Genomic DNA, 18,783 nt, shown 5'->3' with positions numbered 1-18,783 from the left:
CGCCAATTAGGAGTAGAGCGGGTGGAGCCGTAGGAGCGTCACCGCCGTCCAACCAGCTAAAGCTATCGCTTGCGAGGTCGCGCCCAAGACGGCGATGAGCAACAGCCATGCGGTCACCTTGGAAGACGGCGCGTAACATTCTTTCGTCAATGGCAGCGATCGGACGCAACGCTGCTCAACATATTAAGGCGCCGAGCAATCCAGGCGTGGTGGATCTGCTCACGAAACAGGTCATATCCGACGGTTAATCAATTCGGCTATGTCCGAATGTAGTAGCAGGCTTACTGACCGTTTCACGATAGTATTCGACCTTGGCCTCTGGCAAGGTTCGGAAACATTATATGGAACGCAATGTCCACTACCACGTCATGGACTTCTTGCGCATTTTTGCAGCGCTCTTGGTGTTACTGAACCATTTCGCGACATTCGCCTGGAGCAGTGCGTCAGTCACCGAGGGAAGCGATGTCGCCTTCGGTTTTCTGTCGGCGTTTGCCGGTTTGGGTGCTGTAGGGGTCGAAATTTTTTTCGTAATTTCCGGGTTCGTCATTGCCATGAGCGCCGCAGGCGAAGGCGGCGCGTCGCAAGCGCTGCGTTTCGCGCGCATGCGCGCTACACGTATTTTGCCTGCCTTGTGGCTGTCCGCGCTCATCAGCTTGGCCGCACGAACTCTCTATGGCGAGGATTTTTCCCATCTTCTGATGGATTTTTGCAGATCGGTGACCTTGTCTCCCAAGGGCCCTTATATTGACGGGGTCGTATGGTCTCTCGTCGTCGAGGCCGTATTCTACGTCCTGGTGGCCGCGTCAGTTTTGTCGAGGTTTCGCTTATCACTCTATGATCTGGCCAAAATAATAGGGTTTTCGAGCTCGGTATACCTTCTCATTCTCTCCGGGTTGCACCTGCTGCCGCCGTCCACGCGGCCGGAAGAAGCGATATCAGTGCTTTCGCGGTTCCCCTTCAAACTGCTTCTGCTGCAGCACGGCGTTTTCTTCGCGACAGGCATGATCTTCTTTCTTGTCAGGAACGGCGGTGATGGCCGTAGCGAAATGGGGCATGCGGGGAAGACAGGATTGATGTTGTTTTTTGGCTGTATGGGCGCCGCTGAGATTTTTGTCTCGGTTGAACGCGGTTATGCGTATAAAACCGCCGCCGTGATCGTGTGGTTGATGTGCATGTATGCAATGGCAGCAGGAATAAGGTATAATGAAGTTATAAAGTACAAGATTTCAGGCTGCCGTAATTTCGTGAGATACATTGGGGGAATTAGCTATCCAGTATATTTGAATCATTACTCGGTTGGCATGGTTGTGGTCTGGTGGTTATTTTCGTTAGGTTTTCCGACGCCCATTGCATTTGTACTGTCCGTGCTATGCGTTTTGGCTTTGAGCATGGCGGTCATGTCGCTGGAAAAGCGGATTCAAAACGCCATCAGGCGAGGGTTCCCTAGACCCGACACCAAACGAGATCAAATGGCAGTTTAGCGTCTCCGAGAGGAGGGCAGGAAATCCCACGGCTTTTGCGTGGTGAGCAGTGGGATGCGGGCCGACTATGTCAACAGCCAGCGCCGAGCCTGGCGACAATTTCGGATACATCTCTTCCGGGGACGTGGCGAGCGGTCTGTTCGCACGTGCGAGGCAATCAAGGGGCTCATAGCTAACTCGAATGGGGTATACCTCGCCCCCTTGATGTCGCGGCTGAACCCGGAGAGACAGGTTGGAGGCGTCAATCGGCCTGCTCCGGTCCTGGAACTGCAGCCAAGGTTAGTCATCGAGCCGAAGTGGCCCGAGCCTGTGAACGAACGCTCTTTGTCCGTTGAAACGTCGTCACGGCAATGAGGAATTCTCGTCCCAGGCTCAGCGCGACCTGCCGGCTTTGTGAGGCATCTGACCTGCAGCGGTTACACCCGGTCTGGCGGGAACCGGGGGGAACCCGAGGTGCTATCTGCGAGTGAAGTCAGAAGGTTGCACCCATGGGGTAGCGGCACGTTCCGCCCGATTTGAACGACCGTCGGTTCGCCCCGACAACGTCAGCGCGACCGCAAGTCAGCAGCAATGCCTGGGCTGCAGTCGGTAGGGCGAGCCAGTCACGCCGAAAGCCGTAAGCGATCCGTAAGAGTGGCGTGTTCGAAAGTTGCACGGTGTCACCATGCGCTTCCCACCGCCGGAGACCTCGCCATTCGAATGGATGGTGCAGAAAGTCGGTCGAACTTTATGATGAATTCGGGTCCTACTGCGCTCGATCAGGCGTGATCCTTGCTTTCTTGTGAGGGTGCAGTGCAATATCACCCAATGGTTGTAGCCCGTGCAGGGTACTCAACATGTCAAAGCTGGAGTACGTTTTTGCGTAGGGAGGTTATCAGGGGAGGATTGGTGGGGTTCGAATGACGTATGCTACAAGCCTTTCATTGAGTGAGAATGAAAACCGTCCGACGTCAGTCGCAGTCAAAAGCGACGATAAGGCGTATATCAAGGCGCTAGGCTTCATGCCGAAGCGATATGCAGCGGAGACCTCTATCGTCAATCAGGGGGAGGACGGCGATCGCGTCTTCATAATCGAGTCTGGCTGGGGTTGCATTTCTCATGACCTTGCCGGTGGACAGCGACAGATTTTGGACTTTGCCCTGAAGGGCGACATTGTCCTGCCACAGACGTACACGGGCGCTGCTCTCCAGACATTTGTGGCTCAAACCGACCTTGCGGTGCTGGAAGCCTCGGCCAAGACGCTTGCTCTTGGAGCAGCGAAGTCGCCCCACATAGCCTCGCTTTTTCTTGAAACGCTCGCGCGCCAGCGAGCGCTTGTTGCCCAACACCTCACCAATATAGGCCGACGCAGCGCCTTGGCGCGTACAGCGCACTTGCTGCTCGAACTGAGAGCGCGCTTGGAGCGCGTCGGCGCTGCCAGCCGCACTGGCTTTGCATGCCCTCTCACCCAGTACGACCTCGCGGACGCGCTCGGCCTGACGCCGGTCCATGTCAATCGAATGCTGCGGGAATTACGGGAACGCGGGTTTCTGGAGTTCCGGCAAGGTCATGTCCGCGTGCTGGATCGGCTGGGCGTAACGAAGTTTGCCGAGTTCGATGACAGGTATATCGATGGTTGAGACTTACTTTGGCGCACGGTGCAAAGGCGGCGCGACGCGCCTTGAAGCCGCACTGCCATCGGCGACGCCGGCTATCTTACCGACGGTCCGCCGCGCCTGGCAAACAACGCGAGGCCCAGATTCCAGTCGGGGTGTTCTCTGGCTACCCTCCTCCTAGACCAAATTGGTAGGGCCAAGTGAAGGGGTAAAAATTTTTTTACGTTTTATTAACCTAAATTAGTGAAGGCACATCTTTTCGGCGATAAACATTATGGACGGGGTAGTGCTGTCCAAGGTGGGGCTTGGGAAATCCCGAGGTTATAGTGAAGGCGACGCGAACAGATCATCGTTCGCGGGAAATAGTATTTGCCTGCAGTACATCTCGTACTGGTCTCGAAACGTTGGGTAGAGTTTGGGGAGTAAGTTCATGGTTCCGACAATTCAACTGGATAGCAAATCACCCGGTGCACTGGAATTCGTATCGCGCAAGGCCGGGAATGGAATACATCTTCATAGACATGGCCTGACCGAATCTTGTCTGGCTCTGCTGGACGAGCGAGTGCTTGACCGACAATGTCTTGCGCAATGCCTGACCGCATATGGCATCGGGAAGGAAATCCTGTCGTTCGGCTCGATCGAAGAGTGGCGGCATCAAGAGAATGCACTGTCGATATCGGCCATTCTGCTGAACGTGGGCAGCCGAAAGGTGACAGATGCAAGGACCGGCAGCGAAATCGCCGATCTCGTGAATGAGGCCCATCCGGTTCCAGTGGTGATTTTGGCCGATACCGACGATCTGGAGCAGATTCTGAAGGCGTTGAATTATGGCGCAAAAGCCTACATCCCTTCATCGATCCGTTTCGAGATCTGCGTTGAAGCCGTAAATCTTGTCCTTGCCGGTGGCACATTTGTCCCTGCAAGCAGCGTGCTTGCCCAGCACAAGGCAATCGACACAACGGTCGAAATGACAAGGCCCATGGCGAGTGTGTTCACGGAGCGGCAAGAAGAGGTCGTCCAGGCTCTCAGGCGTGGGAAGGCGAACAAGATAATCGCTCATGAGCTCAACCTTCGAGAGAGCACGGTCAAGGTCCATATCCGCAACATCATGAAAAAGCTGAAGGCGACGAACAGGACGGAGGTCGTCTACAAGCTCAATGAGATGTTTCCTGGCGCCCACCTGTTGGGCCGATCGAGCTAAACGGTTGTCATCATACCGGTGGCGCGGCTGCATGCTCGAACCGGGGCCCATCTGTGGCGATGCTGCTCGACCGTTGCAGTTCGCCGCTCTTTTTGTTGCAGATATGGATTGAAGCCATGCTAGACCGGCCGTCGGTGGCAATTGCTCATAAGCCATGGCTCGAGGCGGATGCACCGCAGGACTTTATCAGCCTCGCTGACGTTGTCTCGTTTGCTCGGCAGTATCTTTTCTCGATTCTTGCGTTCGTCGTCGCCGGAATCGTTTGCGCCACGTTCTACTTTGCTACCTCGGATCCTATTTATTCCGCGCGCACCCAGATCCTGATCGAACCGAAGATACCCAGAAGCCTTCAGCAGCAACCGGCCGAAGTCAACCTGTCGCTCGATACCGCTCAGGTTGAGAGCCAACTTGCAGTTCTGCGCTCCCAGAAGATCGCGATGATGGTGATCGATGACCTTGGACTCATGGACAATCCAACCTTCAGGGGTCTGGACGGTCCGACCATCGGCGAGAGGTTTCGCAGAGCCTGGATCAGCATCATTGATGCTGGCGGACTCCATACCGGCAATGCTGCGCCGACGGACTTCTTCCATCGCGTGCTGCCCTGGCCGGATCGAATGGAGGCGAACGGTCCGCAACTGGAATCCGAGCGTCGGCGTCGCGCGGTGGAGATATTCAGCGACGGCCTGGATGTTCAGCGTGTCGGTGTCTCCTATGCAATGGACATTACATTCCAGTCTCAGGATCCAGCGTTGGCGGCACGCATCGCAAACGCCACGGCGGAAGCGTTCGTGCGCGAGCAAGTGCAAACGACAACAGCAACGGCTAGCGAAGGCATCGCATGGTTGGAAAGGCGGATGCGGGAGGTCGGTGATCAGATGAACAGGGCGACCCGGGTCGCCCAGGAGTTTCGCGCAAAACACGACTACAGCATCGGCCAGGACGAGACGCCCGTCGCGGGACAGGACCCCGCGCTCGGCGAAGCACAGCCAACACACCAGATTACGCTGGAGCAGTTGGAGGTTACCGCCGACACCTATCGAAAGATGTATGAGAGCCTGCTAGCGGCGTATACAAACTCGGTCGACCAACAGCCTTATCTGATCGCCGATGCTCGTGTCATCACCTCTGCAACCAGCCCAAAGAAAGCAAGTCGGCCGCGCAAGACGCTGATCCTCGCCTTTGGCGCGCTTGCCGGGATGGTGGCTGGCATCGGGTTCGCCGTGGCGCGACGCGGCCTCGATCGGAACGTGAGGACCCCGCGTCAGATCCGTCGCGAACTGGGCCTGGCCTGTATTGGAGAATTGCCGCCGGTCAGTTTCAGGCGGGGTGGTTTTGGCCGGCTTGACGAGGTGCTCAGGAATCCGGACTCTTCATTCAGCGGCAGCCTCAGGAGCGTCAAGGCGATCATGGGCCTGGCCGGGGCCACCCCTTCAAGGCGTCGCATCGGAATTACATCCGTGTCCCCCGGTGACGGAAAGAGCACAGTTGTAAGCAATCTGGCGGCGCTGTGTGGGGGGTCGGGCACGGCGACCCTCGTGATCAACGCCGACGATAAGTCGGCACTGGCCAACGAACGTCTCTTTTCCTCCGATTTCACCGCGGTCGATCGGGATTCCGGCAGCCCTAAAGACATCAGCAAGCAAATCCAATTCATTGAAAAGACATCGTTTTATTACCTGAGGAACGATGTGTCGAATTCGGCGAATTTGCTGGTTCCCGATAATATGGAGAAATTGCTGGGCGAGGTCGGTAGTTACAGTATCGTCATTGTTGAACTGCCACCGTTTAGTTCCGGTGCCGAAGGGCTTGCTCTCTGCCCGCTTCTTGATGGCGTGATCGTGGTGGCGCAGTGGGGCATGACGTCGCTTGATCAACTGGAAGACCTGACGCAGACACTCAAAAACACCAATTCCTCCGTCCTTGGCGTGTTGATGACACGTGTTCGTACTGTTTCGGCCCGGCGTTACCGGAAGCGCGCAGGTCAGGCGCCGCGCTGACATCGACGTCCTCCTCGCGGCGGGTCGAGCTGATGCATGTCAAGCATGCCCCCGGGCCTGACCCAGAGCTTGAACCGAGGGGTGCGCAGCGGTTTTGCGATGACGACACGCATCAAAACAAGACTTAAAGCGCGTCGCATGAATCCGTTTCAAATGCGACGCGCTTTAGAGTCCGCGGCAAGTCTCGACACCTCCCCGTCCGACGCTTGCCCGTCAAAGGGAATCCGCGCCCTTCAGGGCGTCGCGCGTCGAAAAATCGATTCCGAGATCGTGCCAGGCATTGAACGGAGCAGCCATTCGTCCGTACCCGGCCTAGCAACTAAGGGGTAGCCCAAGCTGCCAAACACCCCCGATCTACCACCTTTTCCCTGCTTGCCGGAGATCATCCGTCGTCGCCAAAATGCAAACGAAAAGTTGAAATCGAGCGCAAGCGGAAAATGTCCAACGTGATCGAAAGTAACCTGCGGCAGTGCGAAGAGCTGGCTATTATGGACGACGATGTCCGGACCGAAAGCCGACATCCGCTCGGCGGTTGGGCCAAGAGGCTCCTGGATCTGATGGTAGCCTCGATAGCGCTCATCCTGGCCGGTCCGATCCTGGTTCTGATCCCGCTTCTGATCAAGGCCACCACAGGCGCTCCAGTGCTGTTCGTTCACCGGCGCATTGGATTCAATGGAAAGGCCTTCGACTGCTACAAGTTCCGCACCATGGTGCCGAATGCCGAGGAGGTGCTCCAACGGCATCTGAGTTGCAATCCACAAGCTGCCCAGGAGTGGGCCGACAACCAGAAGCTGAGCTGCGATCCGCGTATCCTGTTCTTCGGAAAGATGCTTCGCAAATCGAGCCTGGATGAGTTGCCGCAGTTGTTCAACGTCTTGCGGGGCGACATGAGTTGCGTCGGCCCGCGTCCTGTGGTTGCCGACGAATTGCAACGCTATGGCGCCGCATCGCACGAATATTTGAAGACGCGGCCAGGACTGACCGGCCTCTGGCAGATAAACGGGAGAAACACGACCGAGTATTCGCATCGCGTATTGCTGGATACGCAGTACGTTCGGACATGGTCTCTGCGCCGCGATCTTTCGATCCTGATGCGGACGATACCGGCCATGATGAAGTTCGATCAGACTTCCTGACCTTGGCTGTGTCAGGGGCGCGGCAGAAACGGCCTCAAGCGATCGTCGCCCACAAGGGATCGTCGCCCACTCTATTGTCGCTGCCTTGGGCGATGCCGCAGCACGGCAATTGCAAGGCCGACCAGATAGGCAATTTGGGTGACGACAACAAGATAAAACGTCGAGCGGATGGTGCTTGGAACAGACAGGTGAAGAAAACTGCCTACAGCGATGCTACCGACGATCACCACCAAGGTCGCCACGATCAGCGCCGGCGTGCGAAACGTAAGCCCTATTGCCAGGGCAATACCGGCAACGCCGGCAACGGCAAGCAACACGGCGACCTCCTCCCAGGGTCGATCGACGCCGCGCAAGACGACCCCTGTCCCAAGCAAAGCAGAGTCGCTCGTTTTTGTGAAGCCCAACATTTTAGCTCAGCGGTTCCGGCGGCGCAGTCAGGGTCTGGTTCATTGATCGTGGCGGTGTGAAATGCAGGTTTCCGTCATTGGAGTACTGATTTGCACGGGAATCCTGGCCCTCGTCGTCTATATGCGCTGGTCGATGATCACTGCGCTGATTGCCTCTCTGGCGTTTGGTGCGACGTCAATCGGGACAATAACCTCGCTTGGCGGTTCATCGCCGCTTATCTTTACCGTCTTTGATATGTTCGTGATACTAGCCTCGCTGGCTCGACGCGGAATCTGGAGGGAAATAGGAGCAGTCTTCGTTCGTATAGGTGCCGCATGGATCGTCTGCGCGCTGATGATCTATGTCTGCATCGGAGCGGTGTTATTTCCGAGGCTCTTTGCAGGGCAGACGAGCGCCTTCGTCGCGTCTCGCACGGGCAGGGGCGTCTACGAAGCGGCCTTGGCGCCGGTGTCAGGCAATATCTCTCAGGCGGGTTACTTTGTTCTGGGCGGGTTGACCTTCCTGGCGGCCTGTCTGCTGCTTCAGCGCAGCGGCACGTTAGGGGATATAAGGCGGGGCTTCTTCCTATGGTTCGGCTTGCACGTGCTGATGGGCGTCCTGGATTTCTTGGGCAAGATGCTCGGTGCCGGCGACATCCTTGCCCCGATCCGTACCGCCAACTACGCCATGCTGACGCAGGTCACCGCAGCTGGGTTTTGGCGGATCGCGGGCGCGTTTTCAGAGGCATCGACATTCGGCGCGGGATCGCTGGCAGGGCTGGCGTTCACCTACACCTATTGGCGCAAGACCGGATCCAAATTCGCATTGGGGTTGGGAGCGGCCCTGTTTGTTCTCCTGCTGCTGTCGACATCGTCGACCGCCTATGTCGGCCTTGCGATCGTAAGCGTGCCTGTTGTGTTTTCTATCGTGAAGTCGCTCGCTTCAGGTCGGCTGAGGTCGGCGGAGGCACTGCTTATCGCGTTGCTGCCGCCCTTGCTCCTCTTTGCGGTGGCGGCCGGCCTGTTCTATCCGCAATTCTTCGATCCGGTCTTGCAGCTTTTCGACACCACGGTAGCCAACAAGCTCACATCAGCCTCCGGCCAGGAGCGCAGCTACTGGAACTACAAGAGCCTGCAGTCTTTCTTCGATACAGGTGGACTGGGGGTCGGGTTGGGAAGCTCGCGCGCGTCGAGTTGGCCCATTGCTCTGCTTTCCCAGTTGGGGCTGTTCGGCACCGCGATGATGGCAGTTCTGTTGGCAATGCTGGTGCGGGGGCTGCGGGGTTGCCACGGTCGCATCGATCCCGAGGTCGACGCGATCGCGTCGAGTGTTCGCGCTTGCGCCTTATCGGCGCTCGTGGCCGCGTCCCTTTCAAGCGGCAGCGCCGACCCGGGTATCGTTTTCCTGATTCCTCTCGCCGTCGTTCTTGTCAGCCGGATCCTGGTTGTTGAAGACAGCCGCGATACCCGGGCGCCAAATCCTCACGGTGACGGCCGGCTCGCTGAGGTAGGCTGACGGCTGCCAATCCTAGCGCAAGCACTAGGAGTAGTCTGTTACGAAGCATCAGATCGAAGTGATCACGTCGTGGCCCCAGTCCGTTGTCCCAGGCGCTGTGCTGGGCGCATGCACGTCGCAGTTCTTCATGCTCGCCGACATCGCTGCTAATGGCAAGCGCGGCAAGGGTGCCGCACCAATCTCCCCGATCGCGTTCGAGGTGGTCAAACGCATGGACGCCCTGTTAAATCGAGCGCGATAAGCGCGAGACGGGAGAGCAGGATCTTTTCCGCTCCAGGCTCGATCAGATCATTCAACATGAAGCACGAGCTGGTGCGCCTGGCGCAGGCGATGGAGTGGCCGGTGCTGGAGAAGCGTTTCGGTGCGCTGTATTCGGACTGTCCCGGCATGCCGCCGCTGCCGACCCGGCTGATGGCGGGGCTGGCGATCCTCAAGTACACCTTCAACCTGTCGGACGAGGTGCTGTGCGAGCGCTGGGTGGAAACCCTACTTCCAGTATTTGTGCGGCGAGGAGTTCTTCCGCCACGCACTGCCCTTCGACCTCTAGCCCATACCTCGCATGGCTAAATTGACTTTCCTTGCGCCGTTTCCTCCACTGGCGGCGTGGCGTGCGCGCTTCCCAAGCTCATCAACAGGGGGATGGCATGACGATAATCCAAACGGCCCAAAAGGCGCGTCACCATCGGTCGGCGCACGCGATTTTCAAAGGCTTGATGAACCCGCAGAACATTTCGGCTGTCGCCAAAATACTCGGACAATGCAACCGTCCAATTGATTTCCTCCGTCGCTACCTGTCCTTGGGTGGAGGTGAATACCCGGTGTCATACGTGATCTCGACACCCACAGGTAAGGCAAATGTTACTGCGTTCAATGCCGACGACATCATAACAATTAACGAGATCTTCTTCCGTGGAGATTATGGAGACAGCAGGAAGAAGGAAGTCATCGTCGACTTTGGCTCGAATGTCGGCATATCTTCTATCTATTTCCTGACCAGGAACTCCGGTAATTTCGTCTACTGCTTCGAACCTCTGCCACAGAATGTCGAGCGCCTGAAAAAGAACTTGAAGGCGTTTGAAGGTCATTTCGAGATCAATCCAGTGGCGGTAGGCTATGCCAACGGAACCGTTGAGTTCGGGTGGGAGCCATCCGGACGCTATGGCGGCATCGGCCAGCCTCTCGCCGACAAGATGACGGTTCAATGCGTTGATTCAAACAAGGCGCTCGAGAGGGTGATTAAAAAGCACAGTCGAATTGACTTGCTGAAGATCGACATCGAGGTGCTCGAACGGGAGATCACCGAACGCATTCCAATGGAACTGTCCAGATTAATCGAGAGAATCGCGATAGAATGGCACTTTGTGAACAATCCATTGCCCGCAACGCACGAGATGGCTTGGCGGAGGCCGATTACGACGCTTGTTCGCCTGCCAACACTGTGATGGATTGACGCCTTTGAGGATTCCCACGCGTGTTGCCAACGGGCGGGACGCCAAGCCTATTTGCGGGTCGCCAGCGTGGCCGCAAAATCTACAGCTTGCATGCGCACGAGGTGGAATGCATCCGTAAGGGTAGGGCGCATGACGAGTTCGGTGTGAAAGTGTCGGTGGCCACCACACTGAAGCGCTCAAAGGGTGGCCAGTTCGCCCTGCATGCAAAAGCGCTGCCCGGCGATCCCTATGACGGCCACACGCTCGCCGCGATCATCTCTGACATGGAAAAGACCCATCGGATCAGCCGCGTTCTCGCCGACGCCGGCTATCGCGGCCACAACGCACCGGAGGCCACAAGTTCAGGGTCTTCACCGGCGGCCAGAAACGCCGTGTCACCCCAGCCATCAAGCGCCAGATGCGCCGGCGCTCCGCGATCGGGCGCGTGATCGACCACATCAAGGCTGAGCACCGGATGGGCCGCAACTAGCTCGCCGGCAAGCAGGGCAACGCCGTCAACGCCATCCTTGGCCGCCGCCGGCTACAACTTGTCCCTCCTGCTCAGGTGGCTGAAGGCTCTTTTGTGGCTTCTCCTCGCCGCCGATCAGTCGCGCGCTTCTACCTCATCCCGCTAGCAAAGTCCGAACGGAAGGCTACGGAATGCCTGCAGTATCGCCGGCGGTTTCTGCCTTGAGTTCTATTCCCGGCGCCTCGTGCCGCTCGGTCGATGTCAGGTCCAGCGCGCCCGTTTCATCCTCAGCCAGTGGTATTTCAACCTTGATCGTGTCTCCGGGCTCGACGGCACTCGTTTCGCTAGCTTGGATTTGCACTGTCGCACCATCCGCCGACGGCCGGAAAATCGTGTAGATCGGCGCAGCCAGCTCCGCATCAGTTCGGCGGGCAAGAAGGCTCGGGGCAGATACCGCGGACTCGTACAATAGCCGCCTTGCCGTCTCTGTCTTGCTTTCGAGAGCATCGAGCTCAGCTTGCGTTTGACGCAGGTCGATCGTTACCTCATTTTTGCGCCCATCCTGGAGCTCGAGAATTGATATGTCAGTTTTGCTGATTTCCTGACGCCCACGCAGCAGACTGGTTTCCGCCGACAACCTCTCGCTCTGCGCCTGGGCAAGGGCCCGCTCTAGAGAAAATTCCCGCGGCGCCGCCGCCAGACCTTTGACCACCAGCGCCGAAACCGCTGTCAACTCTTTCTGGATTGAGCCGATCTGCTTGTCGAGGAAAACGAGTTGCGCTTCCAGCGAGGCAAGTTCCTTCTGGAGGAACTCGCGCAGACCATGAAGCGCCCTGACCTGAGTGTCCAATCCCTCGCTGCGCGCCTGGAAGATCAGGCGCTCCTGCTTCAAGAGCATGGCAAAGACGTCGTCTTGAATGCGGGAGGTCAATTGGGCCGGAAACTGAATGTCGCTGGCATGCGAGAGTTCTGCCTCGAGTCGTGCCTTGCGAGCGAGGAGACTGGCCTCGTTCAGTCTGAGCAGGCTCACATCCCCTTCGCCCTGGATCACTTCGCGCTCGAACCTGGCGTCCCTGTCCTCTCGAGTCCGCAACCCGCCCGCGATGCTCAATGCCTGCAACACGGTCAGCCCAGGCCGGTATGCGAATTCTCCCGACTGCGTCACCTTGCCGACAACATAGAACGGTCGGAACTGGACAATTTCCACCGCCGTATTCGGTTTTCGGGCAAGGCCGGTACTTTTCATGAGGCTGTCGCCGATCGAGTTTGCGATCTCACCGGTGGTGAGTCCGGCAGCCTTGATTTCGCCGACCAGCGGTAGCGAAACGGAGCCATTGGGACCGACCGTGTACTCGTCGTTGAGAGCATCCCAGCCAAAAATCTTGTCGCGTGACGCACGCCATTCGTAGACCTTGACGCGGAGCTTGTCCTGCGGGCCGAGCACATACTCTTTGGCGTTTGCAGCCGAGGCACCCAACATGCCGGCCAGGGATATCCCCGCATACACCACGATGTGGAGAATGCGCCAACCTTTGCGCCGAGCCGACAGCTGGCCCAGGCGCCGAACTCGATGATTTGAACGAGCGTCGCTGTCGACTGAAAAGGGCAGTTCCTGGAGCATCTCTTACCTCTGCACTAGATCTTCAGAATATACTCGGGCTCCACCCGGCCCCTTGCCACATGTGAAAGGGCCAGGAGATTGCCGCGCAGACGCCCTCGCCGGTCGACGTAGGATTCCGGCCAGAGGCTGCGCGCGAGATTGGCGAGCAGATTCTTGCCCATCAATCTAAGTGCGAAAGTCGATGGAACGGTCCCTTTGCGGACGAGGTAGATCGGATTCGCCACTTGGGAATAGCCGAAACGGATGCCGTTTACGCGACCGCTCTTGATGCCGAGGTGAACCCCGCGGATCGACGGCAAACGGACGACCCGCCCTCTGACTCTCAACTGGCTGGTGAAATCAACGTCTTCCTGCCAGCCATAGAGCGCAAGCCGTTCGTCGAAGCGCAGTCCGTCGATGAATGCGGCCCTGATCGACATGTTGCATCCATAGGCGCTGAGTTGATCCACCCCACGCGATTCAGTCGCAGGGCCGGCTTCGCGAAGCGCCTGGATACCCTCGTCCCACGTGAGCCCTGCGGTTGTCGCGCCGTCCTTCAGCACGTGTCCCGTCATCACCGCCCAGTCGGGTTGCTGCTTGAACGCCTTCGATACGCCTTCGAGGTAGTCGTCCGCCGGAATGAAATCGTCGTCGAAAAAGGTGATTATGTCGAAACGGTCGCCTGCGACGTCGAGGGCGATGTTGCGCTGCGCCGGCAAGCCGGTCTTTCCGACGACGCGCGATACGGGAAACCGGCAAACCGTGTCGCTGGGAATATGGCTGGCGTCGGGGGCCGACAGTATCACGGCGTCTGGCAGCAGGGTCTGTCGCTCAAGCTGTGCGAGAAGCCGAGCCACGTGTTCCTTGCGACCAAACGTTGCGACGATCACGACCACTTTCATCGACGATCAACTCTCCTCGCGAGCAATGCATTACAGATACGGCGTGCGACCACTGCTTGCGCGGTGATCCTAATCCGCCGGCCGCGCCGATACAGCCTGCGCATAAGGTTAGCGTTGATGCGTGCTTAGGCCCATCGAAGTAGGAGACGTACCTCGTTGGAGTACATCCGGCCTCGGGAGGGTGCGGCGCTTAACCCGATAGGCAACTTGTTTGGACGGGACGGACGGCACACAGTCGCTGAGCATCCGGGCAACAAGAATTCCCGAAAAAAAGGTGCCAACATTCCGTGAGGGGCAAAGCATGCGCCATGTGCGACAGCCGAAAGCAACCACCATGGTGGGCCGTGATGCCAAACATTTGCGATCCATCAGCAAGACGCCATTTGCCGCGATAGACCGCAACGCCCGCATCGCCGTCGTGCATGATTGGTGCCCGAACTTTCGGGGAGGGGAGCAGGTCCTTGCCCGGATCTGCAAGATTTTTCCGAGAGCCGAGGTCTTCACCCTGTTTGATTTTCTCCCGAAGGAGATCAAGGAAGAGTATTTTCCAGGCGTAATTTTCCACGTTTCCGGCTTGAATCGACTTCCCTTCGTGGAAAAGTACTACAGGTCACTGTTCTTTCTCTGCCCGTTTATGATCGAACAATTTGATGTCACAGGTTATGACGCGGTAATTTCCTCGTCGGCCGCATTCTCGCGAGGCGTTCTGACCCGCCCGGACCAACCACATTTGTGCTATGTGCACAGTCCGGTGCGGTATGCGTGGGACGAACAATTCTCCTATTTGCAGCAAGCCCGCTTGGGATTTGGCCCGAAAGGTCTTGTCTTTCGCTACATGCTTCACAGGCTGCGGACCTGGGACACAAGAACGGCACATGGTCCTGACCTGATGCTGGCAAATTCGAATTATGTCCGCTCTCGAATCGAACGGATTTATGGCCGCGATGCGCGGGTAGTCCATCCGCCCGTCGCCATCGAGGATCTTGAACTCGTCGTCAACAAGGATGACTACTACGTCACGGCCGCGTTCCACGCCCCGTATAAACGCACGGATCTGATAATCGAGGCGTTCAGCAAAACGCCGTCGCGTCGCCTGGTTGTTGTCGGCGACGAAGTACAATCCCAGCATCTGCGATCGCTTGCCGGCCCCAACATAATCTTCACCGGCTATCTGCCGCGGCATGAATACATCGAGAAAATCGCCAATGCTCGTGCGATGGTGTTTGCTGGATGCGAGGATTTCGGGATAACGCTTGCCGAGGCCCAGGCGTGCGGCACGCCATTGATCGCCTTCGGCCGCGGCGGCGCACGCGACATTGTCCGGCCGCTTGGCGAGAGCGCCCATCCGACAGGTGTGCTCTTCGACCGTCAGACCATCGATTCCGTAGCTGGGGCCATTGATCTATTCGAGAAAAATGCGGTGTCCGTTACGCCGCACGCCTGTCGTATGAACGCGACCCGGTTCTCCGAGGAAAGGTTCGACGTCGCAATACTCGACGCCCTTGGCCTGGCCCAGTCTGTCCAACTCGCTCGCGCAACCGAGTACAATGAACTCTTCGGAACCGAGAGCTCGACGCGCGATATAACCGGTTCACTGATCGAGCCAATTTTACAATGAATTCATTTGACCTTCACATGGCAAGCAACAGAAAAGCGCTTCGACCGGCCGTGTGCCCGTGCTGCTCGGCGCCAGTCAGCCGGTCAATCTACCGGGTCGAATCCATCCCGGTGCATAGTTGCGTCCTGCTGAACTCGGCCCGAGAAGCCCACGCCTTTCCCCGCCGCGATCTTGACCTCGCATTCTGTGAGGCATGCGGATTCATATTCAACAGCGCCTTTGACGAAACGATCATGGGGTACTCGACCAACTTCGAGGAATCCCAGCATTTTTCCAGCACCTTCAACAGTTTCGCGAAGGGACTTGCACGCGAGATCGCACAAAAATGTGCCATAGCCGGCAAGCACGTGTTGGAGATCGGCTGCGGCAAGGGTGAATTTCTCCGCGAGCTTTGCATGTCGGGCGGCGCCACCGGGCTCGGCATTGATCCAGCCTATCGAGCTGACAAAGGCCGCAATGATGAGTACGGCGACGTCAAGATCATCGTCGACTATTTCGGACCGGACTACCAGCATCTCCAGGCGGATACGGTCCTCTGTCGCCACACGCTCGAACACGTAAGCTCGGTGTCGAGTTTCGTGCGGCTGATCCGCAAGATGATCGGCAAGAGGACCCAGGATTGGGCGGTCTTCGAGACGCCGGATGCAAAACGTGTGCTCGTGGAGAGCGCGTTCTGGGACATTTACTACGAGCATTGCTCCTATTTCAGTCCTGGCGCGCACGCACGCCTGTTTCGCCAGGAAGGTTTCGACGTTACCGATCTGGATCTCGTCTACGACAACCAGTACATCGTTCAGTACGCCCGGCCGTCGGCCGGCCGGACGACGCCGAGACTACCGCTCGAGCACGATCTGGAAGTGATGCACCGTTTGGCGGAAACCTTTCCCGCCCGGGTGCGAGCCGCTCAGACTTCCTGGCAGGAGCGCATTCGCGCCGCGCACGCCGCCGGCCGGCGGGTCGTCCTGTGGGGCGGCGGCTCCAAGGCAGTGTCGTTCCTGACGACCTTGCAGCTTGGAGACGAAGTCTGGGCAGCAGTCGACATCAACCCCTACAAGCAAGGCAAGTTTACGCCCGGATCCGGTCACCCGGTCATCGCGCCAACCGACTTGTTGAACGCTCCCCCTGATCTCGTCATCGTCATGAACCCGATATACCTGAATGAAGTGACGCAATCCTTGATTGCGCTGGACCTTCGACCGGAAGTCGTCGCGGTCTGATTGCGCTCTCTCGTCAAAGAAGAACCCGAAATGCAAGATTCCAAGTCGCCGCAAGTGTCCCTTGGCATGCCGGTCTACAACGGCGAGAATTTCGTCGCCGAGGCGATCCGGTCGATCCTCGAGCAGGACTTCGGTGATTTCGAACTCGTCATCACCGACAATGCTTCGACGGATAGAACAGCCGATATATGTCTGGAATTCGCGAGGCTGGACAAGCGCGTCCGTTATGTCCGAAACGCGCGCAATTTGGGCGCCGGTGCCAATTTCAATCGAGCTTTCCAGCTGAGCACAGGCGAATATTTCAAATGGTGCGCGCACGATGACCTCTTGAGCGGTGGTTTCTTGACAGACTGCGTGCGTGCGCTTGACGCGAATGCCCGCCACGTCATTGCCTATCCGCGCCTGCTGGGAATCGACGAGACCGGGCAGCTCACTTCCTATGTCGAAAGGGTGCTGCCGGACATGGAAGGATCGTCGCCCGCATCCCGCTTCCGGTTGATGGTTGCTGCGCACGGTTGGGATGCCGCGATGTTCGGCCTTTGGCGTCGGGAATCCTTAGCCAAGACGACATTGCACGAGCCCTACTACGGCTCCGATTGTGCGCTTCTGGCCGAGATGGCTCTTCTCGGGACGTTTGTTCATGCGCCCAACGCGATACTATACAGCCGTGACCATCCGACGCGCTCGGTGCGGTTGCCAAGCTCCGAGCGATTGGCTTGGCAAAATCCTGGTGGCTCGACGGCGAATGCCTTTGAATTATCGAGGCGGATAAAACACCTTGTCGCAATTGCCTATCGGCGCAGGCGCACAGCACCGTTGGGCATGACACTGCTTCATCTGGTTGCGTGGATCTTGGATCCGCTGCTTATCGCGAGATTGTTCCTGGAACTTGTAGGCGCCGTATCTCCGCAACTTCGTACCAAGCTCCGCGGCGCCGGCCTGGGGGCGATGAAACGCATTCATGCCGTGTCAAACCGATCGCCTGGCTAGAAACGAGTGATCTGGTGCGACGCCCGCCGGGAGGCTTTGTATGAACCTTCGCCAAGTCACGCCCGCGGCCTCAGCAGTGTCAGCCTTCCGAAAATTGCCGGAGGGCTCGGGCAAGAGAAATCTGGTCATCGTCCGGGCGGGGCGTAGCTCTTTGCATGCCGGCTGGACTGAGGGGGTGGGCGACGCCGACTTCGATCTTCTCGTCGCCGCCTACGAGGCTGGCGTCTCCCATGGACAGAACGATTTCAGCGTATTTCTCCCGGGGCGCAAGATCGCCGGCTATCATGCCTTGTTTCAATGCTACCCTGAAATTGCAACGCGATATGATCTCATTGCACTGATCGACGATGACATCGAGACGACGAAGCTGGACTTGAATCGTCTGTTCGCCATCGGCCGCCACTATAAACTTGATCTGTTTCAGCCAGCACTGTCTTGGGACAGCTATTTCTCCTACGCAGCGACGCTTGTCAGCGGCAAGCGATACTTGTTGCGATATACCAACACGGTCGAGATGATGTGCCCGGTGTTCAGCGCCAGGTGCCTGCAAACGGCGTTGAAATTGTTCGGGCTCGGCTACGAGACGGGAATAGACCTTCTTTGGACACGTCTGATTGACACGCCATGGTTGCGGTACGCCATCGTTGACGATGTCGTTGTAAGACACACGCGGCCGGTCGGGACAACAAAGTCGCTTCAAGGTTTCGCCGCCGACGAGCGTTATGACGTGCAGGTTGATGCTGTGCTGAAGAGGTTCGGCGCTGTGTTTCGCGGGTTCGTAACCTATGCAGCGGTGGACCGGCGCGGACAGCTCATACGGTCTCGCTTTCTGATCGGCCTTAACTCCCTGTCGCTTTGGCGGGCGCTGGCCAAGACGCCACTTAGATGGCCGCAGTTTATGCGCCGCTCGACCGACTATACGCGACACTGCTGGCTGAGGCCGGTCAACCTGCAACGGATCGACGTCGATGGAGTGGTAAACTCAGGCCGTCAACCGCAAAGTTTGGATCGCCGGCTCAGGCAACGATGATATCGGGCGCAAGACCAAGCTTTGGTGCCGCCTGGGCAACTTCGTCTCGATAGAGCGGGTTCATCACGATGATTGACCGCACGCGTCGGCCGCGCAGGCTCTCCGGCCCAACCACAGCTGTGCCTGTACCTGGAGCAAAGCACCCTTGCTTGTGCGGTTGACGTCGACCAGAGCGCTGATCCGCGCGCCTCGGGAACGACGTTGACGAAAGT

The 18,783-nt window shown here is 57.9% G+C and carries 14 protein-coding genes and 3 pseudogenes; 14 read left to right on the top strand and 3 right to left on the bottom strand.

Annotated features, from left to right (window positions below):
• Positions 1–341 precede the first annotated feature (341 nt).
• The 5 genes from AC0L16_RS00400 to AC0L16_RS00380 all read left to right on the top strand — a co-directional run bounded on the left by AC0L16_RS00400 (position 342) and on the right by AC0L16_RS00380 (position 7,413).
• Positions 342–1,481, top strand: a complete 1,140-nt coding sequence (locus tag AC0L16_RS00400) for an acyltransferase family protein (protein WP_473618403.1) — start codon at positions 342–344, stop codon at positions 1,479–1,481.
• A 923-nt stretch (positions 1,482–2,404) separates the two neighbouring features.
• Positions 2,405–3,100, top strand: coding sequence for a Crp/Fnr family transcriptional regulator (locus AC0L16_RS00395; protein WP_473618402.1), 696 nt, complete (start codon positions 2,405–2,407; stop codon positions 3,098–3,100).
• A gap of 406 nt (positions 3,101–3,506) precedes the next feature.
• Complete coding sequence (locus tag AC0L16_RS00390; RefSeq protein ID WP_051505894.1) at positions 3,507–4,277, top strand: response regulator transcription factor; 771 nt, start codon at positions 3,507–3,509, stop codon at positions 4,275–4,277.
• A 59-nt stretch (positions 4,278–4,336) separates the two neighbouring features.
• Entirely contained in the window at positions 4,337–6,277 is a 1,941-nt protein-coding gene (locus AC0L16_RS00385; protein WP_473618758.1) for a GNVR domain-containing protein, read from the top strand.
• Between the two features lie 437 nt (positions 6,278–6,714).
• Complete coding sequence (locus AC0L16_RS00380; RefSeq protein ID WP_473618401.1) at positions 6,715–7,413, top strand: sugar transferase; 699 nt, start codon at positions 6,715–6,717, stop codon at positions 7,411–7,413.
• Positions 7,414–7,484: 71 nt separating this feature from the next.
• Here AC0L16_RS00380 and AC0L16_RS00375 read toward each other — a convergent pair whose 3' ends face one another.
• A complete protein-coding gene (locus AC0L16_RS00375; RefSeq protein WP_473618400.1) occupies positions 7,485–7,730 on the bottom strand; it encodes a hypothetical protein in 246 nt (81 codons plus the stop codon).
• Between the two features lie 151 nt (positions 7,731–7,881).
• On the opposite strand from AC0L16_RS00375, the gene AC0L16_RS00370 reads away from it, so the two are divergent.
• The 5 genes and pseudogenes from AC0L16_RS00370 to AC0L16_RS00350 form a co-directional block, all read left to right on the top strand.
• A complete protein-coding gene (locus AC0L16_RS00370; RefSeq protein ID WP_473618399.1) occupies positions 7,882–9,315 on the top strand; it encodes a hypothetical protein in 1,434 nt (477 codons plus the stop codon).
• Between the two features lie 68 nt (positions 9,316–9,383).
• Positions 9,384–9,553 (top strand): annotated as a pseudogene (locus AC0L16_RS00365) (IS66 family transposase); the annotation flags it as partial.
• Positions 9,543–9,856: pseudogene (locus tag AC0L16_RS00360) on the top strand (transposase); the annotation flags it as partial. The pseudogenes AC0L16_RS00365 and AC0L16_RS00360, both read left to right, overlap by 11 nt.
• 103 nt (positions 9,857–9,959) lie before the next feature.
• A complete protein-coding gene (locus AC0L16_RS00355) occupies positions 9,960–10,757 on the top strand; it encodes an FkbM family methyltransferase (RefSeq protein ID WP_473618398.1) in 798 nt (265 codons plus the stop codon).
• Between the two features lie 68 nt (positions 10,758–10,825).
• Positions 10,826–11,380: pseudogene (locus AC0L16_RS00350) on the top strand (transposase); the annotation flags it as partial.
• 18 nt (positions 11,381–11,398) lie between these two features.
• Here AC0L16_RS00350 and AC0L16_RS00345 read toward each other — a convergent pair.
• Positions 11,399–12,835 (bottom strand): polysaccharide biosynthesis/export family protein, encoded by a 1,437-nt coding sequence (locus AC0L16_RS00345; RefSeq protein WP_077381127.1) that lies wholly within the window; start codon positions 12,833–12,835, stop codon positions 11,399–11,401.
• A gap of 14 nt (positions 12,836–12,849) precedes the next feature.
• Positions 12,850–13,716 (bottom strand): glycosyltransferase family 2 protein, encoded by an 867-nt coding sequence (locus AC0L16_RS00340; RefSeq protein WP_473618397.1) that lies wholly within the window; start codon positions 13,714–13,716, stop codon positions 12,850–12,852.
• 334 nt (positions 13,717–14,050) lie between these two features.
• On the opposite strand from AC0L16_RS00340, the gene AC0L16_RS00335 reads away from it, so the two are divergent.
• The 4 genes from AC0L16_RS00335 to AC0L16_RS00320 all read left to right on the top strand — a co-directional run bounded on the left by AC0L16_RS00335 (position 14,051) and on the right by AC0L16_RS00320 (position 18,571).
• The gene (locus tag AC0L16_RS00335; protein ID WP_473618756.1) at positions 14,051–15,334 is read left to right on the top strand and encodes a glycosyltransferase; all 1,284 of its coding nucleotides are present in this window, start codon (positions 14,051–14,053) and stop codon (positions 15,332–15,334) included.
• A 233-nt stretch (positions 15,335–15,567) separates the two neighbouring features.
• Entirely contained in the window at positions 15,568–16,551 is a 984-nt protein-coding gene (locus AC0L16_RS00330; protein ID WP_473618396.1) for a class I SAM-dependent methyltransferase, read from the top strand.
• A 30-nt stretch (positions 16,552–16,581) separates the two neighbouring features.
• Positions 16,582–17,541 carry a glycosyltransferase family 2 protein gene (locus AC0L16_RS00325; protein ID WP_473618395.1) on the top strand — a complete coding sequence of 320 codons (960 nt, stop codon included), beginning with the start codon at positions 16,582–16,584 and terminating at the stop codon, positions 17,539–17,541.
• A gap of 40 nt (positions 17,542–17,581) precedes the next feature.
• Positions 17,582–18,571, top strand: coding sequence for a hypothetical protein (locus tag AC0L16_RS00320; RefSeq protein WP_473618394.1), 990 nt, complete (start codon positions 17,582–17,584; stop codon positions 18,569–18,571).
• Positions 18,572–18,783 lie beyond the last annotated feature (212 nt).

Source organism: Mesorhizobium sp. WSM4848, assembly GCF_055811375.1.
This window is presented reverse-complemented; position numbering and strand designations above follow the sequence as displayed.